Here is a 6,554-nt window from a genome sequence, read left to right on the forward strand (position 1 = left end):
AATCTTGTACTCAATACCTAGCCATAATTATACGGATTTTACCACCATTTAAGTAAAGTTATCGTTGGGCTGTCGACTTGTTTTCAAATACCTCATGATTTTCATTTCCACCTGAGATCAAATAAGCCATCAGATCTTTCAATTCCTCCTCGTTCAGCCGATTAATCAAGCCTGGAAGCATGATCGAGACCTCAGAGTTTTTAGTGAAATCCACTGAGCTTTTGGGAATGGTACGAAGATCATCTGGAGCAAATGGATTTTGGGAAACATAATAGTTTTGCTCGTCTTGATCTGTCAATTTCCCTACAATCGATCCTCCTTCCTTCAGTTCAAAAACGGTCGCATGGTATTGATCAGAAATGACATCGCTTGGGTTAATGGTCGCTTCGAGAATATCTTTTTTGGAAAACCTTGTTCCCAATTGGGTCAAATCCGGCCCAACTACTCCGCCTTCTCCCTGCATGCTATGGCAAGATTGACAAAGGGTAGCTTGATACATCGCTTTCCCTCGTACAAAATCCCTAGACTCGAGTTCCTCTACCACAGCCAAGGCCTCATCAACAGACCATCGCCTTCCTGGACCTTCGGGTTGAATACCGGCTTCAGCTATATCGTTTCCACTGGAAGTCAATAATTTACCTCCAGAAAGCTCATCGTATTTCTCAAAGTCAGCAGGATCTACTGAAGCCAAAGCCATTTTTCGAGCCCTATCCAGAAATCCAACATAACTACGGCCTCCCTTATATTCTGTCAACGAGTTTTTGATCCAAGAAAAATATTCCTCTCGCATTTCTGCTGTCCAACCAGTATCTGCACCACCCAAAACAGTAGCGTAAAAGGTGGCCTGTGCTGGAGGCACGTTGGCCAGCATATTGGCAATGTCTAATCCGTATTGGGGATTTCGGAATACTAGCTCTGAGGAAGAGGTAAAAGTTTTCTGATAGTCAGCATCATCCTTTGCATTTTTGAGTAGCGCCAACGTTTTCTCCACGGCATCAGGAGCATCCAAGTGGATCAGAAGTACTGAAAGCGAGCGATTAAGCAAATTATCTTCTGCTGGAAAATTAGGAGATAAGTAACCGATCAAATCGGATTTTACCGGATTTACTGCTTTATCATAGCGGTATAAGGTCACTTCAATGGCACGAAGCAAATCCTGTTTTTCTTTTTGTGAAAGGAACGAATAATCAATTTCCATCAAGCTCTGAATCATAGAAACTGCCTCGGATTCGCTCCCATGCCTCGCCAAAGCCAAGATGGACTGGGTTTTCTTGACAGGATTGGACTCCGAAAGCGCTTTTTCCTTCCAAGTCTCGAGCGGCTGATGCTCCAAGGCAATCCTAGCGGCATATTGTACAAATCGATCCGAATGATCCAGGTTTTCCCAAGCTAAAGCAAGTCCGTCTTCACTTGGGTTTTTCACATGATAGGATTCGAGCTCTCTCCTCAGTTTTGCTTCTTCGGGAAGGTCATTCATAGCCATCGGCTGATAGCTGTCTAGCTCTCCGGTGAAATACACCCGATAGAGATCAGACTCTAACCTTCTGCCTCCTGTAGCGAAATACATCGCTCCGTCTGGACCTATCGTCCCATCTGTAAGTGGAAGGGGGGAACCAGAAATGAATTCCTCAGCAGTAGCTTCGTAACTCGCGCCATTAGGACTGAGATGGACGGCATAAATAATTCCAAAACTCCAATCAAAAGCATAAAGAGCCTTTCGGTATTTGGAGGGAAAATTTGCCGACGTTCCAAACATCACATTAGTAGGAGAACCTTGCCCGATATTGAGGATCGCAGGCAAATTATCGGGGTAGTTGGGTGACCACTTGGCATTTCCTGTTCTCCACCCAAATTCCGCTCCACTCGTCACGTGGTTGATCCGAGTTGGCCGATACCAAGGCATTCCAAAATCCCACTCCATATCTGAATCATAGGTGAACAAATCTCCCACCTCGTTGTAGGCGATATCAAATTCATTTCTAAATCCAGCTGCGATCATTTCCCAGTTATCTCCTTCTGGATCGATCGTCGCTATCCAGCCTCCAGGTGCAGTTCGACTGTTAGCATGACCTCGAGGATCTTTGATCAGTGGAAATAAATTATCCTCATCCCAAACCCGCGGGATGCGATAATGATCCATTTCCGGAACATCCACGTGATTACCAGCCGAAAGCACTATTCGCTTTCCATCAGGAGTCAGTTTCATCGAGTGTGGGCCATGCTCTCCAGGCTCACCGTCAAAGGTCCGGATCTCAGTGATCGTTTCGTATTGGTCATCTTCATCCAAATCCTGAATCCGGTACAATCCGGTGCTTTTTTCAAAAGTTTCATTCGAATGATGGTTAACCATCACATAGATAGAATTAAATGCATACAGCAATCCCTGCGCATAGCCCATTCCCACCTGAGGTTCGGCTACATTTCCAACAATCATTTTTTCTACTTGGACACTATCCTCAGACCCGACCTCAGGAATAGTCAATCGATATAGGAATCCATATTGATCCGCAGTAATCAGCCTTCCCTTGTCGTCAAAGGTCATTGCTACCCAAGAGCCTTGTTCATTTTCCCCGGGACTGTATAAAAGCTCTGCCACAAATCCCTGAGGCAGTTTAAGTTTATCGATTTTAGGAATACCGGTGAGCGCTCTACTTGGAGTTTTTTCTTGGCAGGCTATTGCAAGAAGTAACAAAGAAGTAAAAAAAGTCCACTTTAAGTATTGAGATAAATTTTCCATAGGTTAGATTGGTAGGCTTATTTAATCTGAAATTTAGAAAAACAAAAACAGATAAGTAACCAAATAATCTACCGTTTAAATAAAAAAGGAGATATATTACCTATCCTTGGGCTCCTTCGCTCTTAATTTGATCTCTAAAGATATAAAAGCGATATTTCTAGTCCTTTTACCTATACTCAGAAGAGTAGGATAGCAAAAAAGAAGAAGATATTTTGCTTTGAGCATGTCATAACACCAATAACCCATGAAGCCCAATTCACGCTACATCCTGATATTTTTATTTGCTTTTATATTCCAATCTTGTCAAAAAAAAGATACTCCTGCTCTCCAGCCCAATGATCGAATTGTTCTTGTAGGTGGAAATTTAGCCTCTCGAATGATGGATTTTGGTTGGTTTGAAACAGAAATGCATCTCCGCTATTCTGATTATCATTTATTTATCCGAAATATGGCTGATCCTGGAGACACCCCTGGATTTCGTCCTCGATCAGCTACTAATGACCCTTGGGCCTTTCCTGGTGCAGAGGAGTTTCAAGATGAGCTTGCAACATTTTCCGATTCACAGGGCTTTTTTGAAAAACCTGATGAATGGCTCACACGAATGGAGGCAGACTGGGTGATCGGCTTTTTTGGATACAGTGAGTCCTTTCAAGGAAGAGAAAAACTACAAACTTTCAAAGAAGAATTAGAGGCTTGGGTAATTCACTCCAAATCTCAAGTTTACAATGGAAAAAATCCTCCCAAATTAGCTCTCGTCTCACCTTTAGCTTTTGAGGATGTATCTGACATCAAGGACGTCCCGAGTGGAGAAAATGAAAATGAAAACCTCAGACTTTATACCCAAGCCATTCGAGAAATCGCGGAAAAACACCAAATTCCATTTGTAGACGCATTTTCTGCCAGTCAAAACTGGTATAAATTTTCAGATGAACCGCTTACTATTGACGGATCGCAGTTGAATGAGGAGGGTTACAAGCTTTTTGCAGAAACTTTAGCTAACTGGATATTCGGAAGATCGGGAAGGAAAGTAGAACAACATACAGAAGCCATTCACCAAGCAGTGATGGAAAAAAACTGGATGTGGCACAATGACTACAAAATCCCCAATGGTGTTCACGTATTTGGACGTAGATATGATCCTTTTGGCCCAGATAATTATCCTTTTGAGCTGGAAAAAATCCGCCAACTCACTGCAAATCGGGATACTGCCATATGGAGTGCTGCTCAAGACCAAGAATATGATTTGGCCGCCGCTGACGCAAAAACCCGATCCCTGCCGGAAGTGGAAACTAATTACAATCCCCAGGCAAACGGAAGTTTGGAATATAAGTACGGTGCAGAAGCTTTGGAAACGATTCAGGTTCCCGATGGCTATCAAATCGAGCTATTTGCCTCTGAGGAGAATTTTCCAGATTTGGCCAATCCGGTTCAGCTTTCCTTCGACAATAAGGGAAGGCTTTGGGTGGCAACCATGCCAAGTTATCCCCACTACAAGCCCGGAGATCCCAAGCCTCAAGACAAGCTCATCATCCTCGAGGATACCGATGGAGATGGAAAGGCCGATAAGCAGACAACTTTTGCCGATAATCTACATCTTCCTGTGGGATTTGAGCTTTCCGCCGAAGGCGTGTATGTCTCTCAGTTACCTAATCTTGTTTTATTGGAAGATACCGATGGAGACGACCGGGCGGATAGGGAAACCATCTTACTATCAGGCTTTGATGATCACGATACCCACCATGCCATTTCGGCCTATTCCACCGATGAGTCAGGTGCTATTTACATGGCTGAGGGGGTGTTTTTACATACCAATGTCGAAACTTCCTATGGCCCCGTGAGGGCAACCAACGGAGGATTTTATCGCTACGAACCCAAAAGACACAAACTCGAGCGTGTCAATCAAGTCGCTATTCCGAATCCCTGGGGAATCGCTTTTGACGATTGGGGACAAAACTTCTACCTCGAGACCTCCGGCCCAAATCTCAACTGGATGCTTCCCGGATCTGTATTACCTCGCTACGGCAATTCCAATTTTAAGGGACCTAACCTTGTGGAGCAAGATCATATGGTTCGACCCACCTCAGGCCTGGAGTTTGTATCGAGTCGACATTTTCCAGATGAAGTCCAAGGAGATATTTTATTAAACAATACCATTGGTTTTTTGGGAACGAAACAACATCGAATGATCGAAGATTCGGTAGGATTTAAAACTGAATGGAGGCAGGATTTGATCACCGCGGAGGATAGGAATTTCAGACCGGTAGATTTGGAATTTGCTCCTGATGGTTCGCTGTATGTAGTCGATTGGCACAATATCCTGATCGGACATATGCAGCACAATGCCCGAGATCCGCTTCGCGATCATGTGCATGGACGAATTTATAGGATTACCTACCCTTCCCGACCTTTGGTCGAGCCTGCAAAAATTGATGGAGCGAGTATTTCTGAACTCTTGGAAAATCTCAAACTGCCTGAATACCGAACCCGCTACCGAACTCGGAGAGAACTTCGTGGCAGGAAAACTGAGGAAGTTTATAGCGCCATAGAAAACTGGCTTGGTAACCTGGATAAAGCAGACAGCAGCTATGAACACCATCGCTTAGAGGCACTTTGGGTGACCTGGGGGATCAACAGAGTCAATCAAAACTTACTTAGAGACCTTCTCAAAAGCGATGATCATCGGGTTCGAGCCGCTGCAGTAAGAGTACTTCGCTATACCGGTCATCAGGTCGAAGACCAAGCGGATTTATTATTCTCCGCAGCCTCTGATCCACACGGTCGAGTCAGGATGGAAGTAATTGCAGCCGCCTCTTGGCTTCCACAGCAGCAAGGCATTCGAGTCTTGGCTGAAGTCGAAAGACAAAAAAATGACGATACATGGATTCCGAGAACATTAGAAACTGCGATAGCTCATATCAATGGTCTCTCTGTAGAAGAGAAAAAAGAAGAGGATATCAAGTCCAATTTGACTGGATCAGATCGGGAGCTTTTTGTTTTGGGAAAAGAAATCTATGCCCGTGAAGGCTTCTGCGCCACCTGCCATCAATTGGACGGTGGCGGATTGACCGCATCACAATTCCCTCCACTTCGAAATACCCCTTGGGTAACAGGGAATGAAGAGCGACTGATCAAAATAGTCCTCAAAGGCATCATGGGAGAGATGGAAGTCAATGGACGTAACTACCCCGGTCAAGTACCCATGACTCCCTACGAGGGGATGCTGGACGATACCGAAATCGCCGCAGTGTTGACCTATGTCAGAAATTCTTTTGGCAATCAAGCTTCTCCTATTTCTCCCGAGTTGGTACAAAAAATCAGAGAAGAAGTAAAGGATAAGCAAGGATTTTGGAATGCTGAAGAGTTACTGAAAATTCACCCGATGGAGGATTAAAGTAGTGAGTTTTACCCCTTCCCAACAAAAGTTGCTTTGCACCTGGGACAAAAACCGGAAACCTCATAGATTGAAAAAACTTTGGCTCTATGTGGAATATAGTGGGTAGTCGAATTTGAGTTTCCCAGCAATGAAATAAATCATGTTAATGTAGTTGTCAATGTTCCTGTACCCTCTGGCTCTTTTTTTGGCTAACTGTATTTTGGAATTAATGCCTTCGAGGACTCCGTTGTTTAAATTGGTTTCTGTATAGCTTACAATTCCGAACCAATGTGCCTGTATGGTTTTGGCCGCCTCCATGAACGGGAATATCTTGGATTCTTTTACAAGGTCACACCAATAGGAAAGGTATGCAGCAGCCTCTTCTTTGTCCTTAAAGTCCCAAAACTCGTTGAACAGTTCTTTGAGCCTATAAGCATTGGAAAT

The 6,554-nt window shown here is 44.0% G+C and carries 3 protein-coding genes; 1 reads left to right on the forward strand and 2 read right to left on the reverse strand.

What is annotated here, in order from left to right; translation table 11 throughout:
* Positions 1 to 58: 58 nt before the first annotated feature.
* Complete coding sequence (locus BLQ57_RS12855; protein ID WP_087940274.1) at positions 59 to 2,737, reverse strand: c-type cytochrome; 2,679 nt, start codon at positions 2,735 to 2,737, stop codon at positions 59 to 61.
* A gap of 244 nt (positions 2,738 to 2,981) precedes the next feature.
* Between BLQ57_RS12855 and BLQ57_RS12860 the strand changes: the two genes are divergently transcribed.
* Entirely contained in the window at positions 2,982 to 6,128 is a 3,147-nt protein-coding gene (locus BLQ57_RS12860; protein ID WP_087940275.1) for a PVC-type heme-binding CxxCH protein, read from the forward strand.
* 87 nt (positions 6,129 to 6,215) lie between these two features.
* Here the strand turns inward: BLQ57_RS12860 and BLQ57_RS12865 are convergent.
* The coding region (locus tag BLQ57_RS12865) for a transposase (RefSeq protein ID WP_139162729.1) at positions 6,216 to 6,554 on the reverse strand (339 nt) is incomplete at its 5' end.

This window comes from Algoriphagus faecimaris, from assembly GCF_900101705.1.
GTDB classification, from domain to species: Bacteria; Bacteroidota; Bacteroidia; order Cytophagales; family Cyclobacteriaceae; genus Algoriphagus; species Algoriphagus faecimaris.

Excerpts from the sequence above, each read along its gene's own strand:
- BLQ57_RS12855 (WP_087940274.1), bottom strand. The coding sequence starts at position 2,737 with ATGGAAAATTTATCTCAATACTTAAAGTGGACTTTTTTTACTTCTTTG.
- BLQ57_RS12860 (WP_087940275.1), top strand. The coding sequence starts at position 2,982 with ATGAAGCCCAATTCACGCTACATCCTGATATTTTTATTTGCTTTTATA.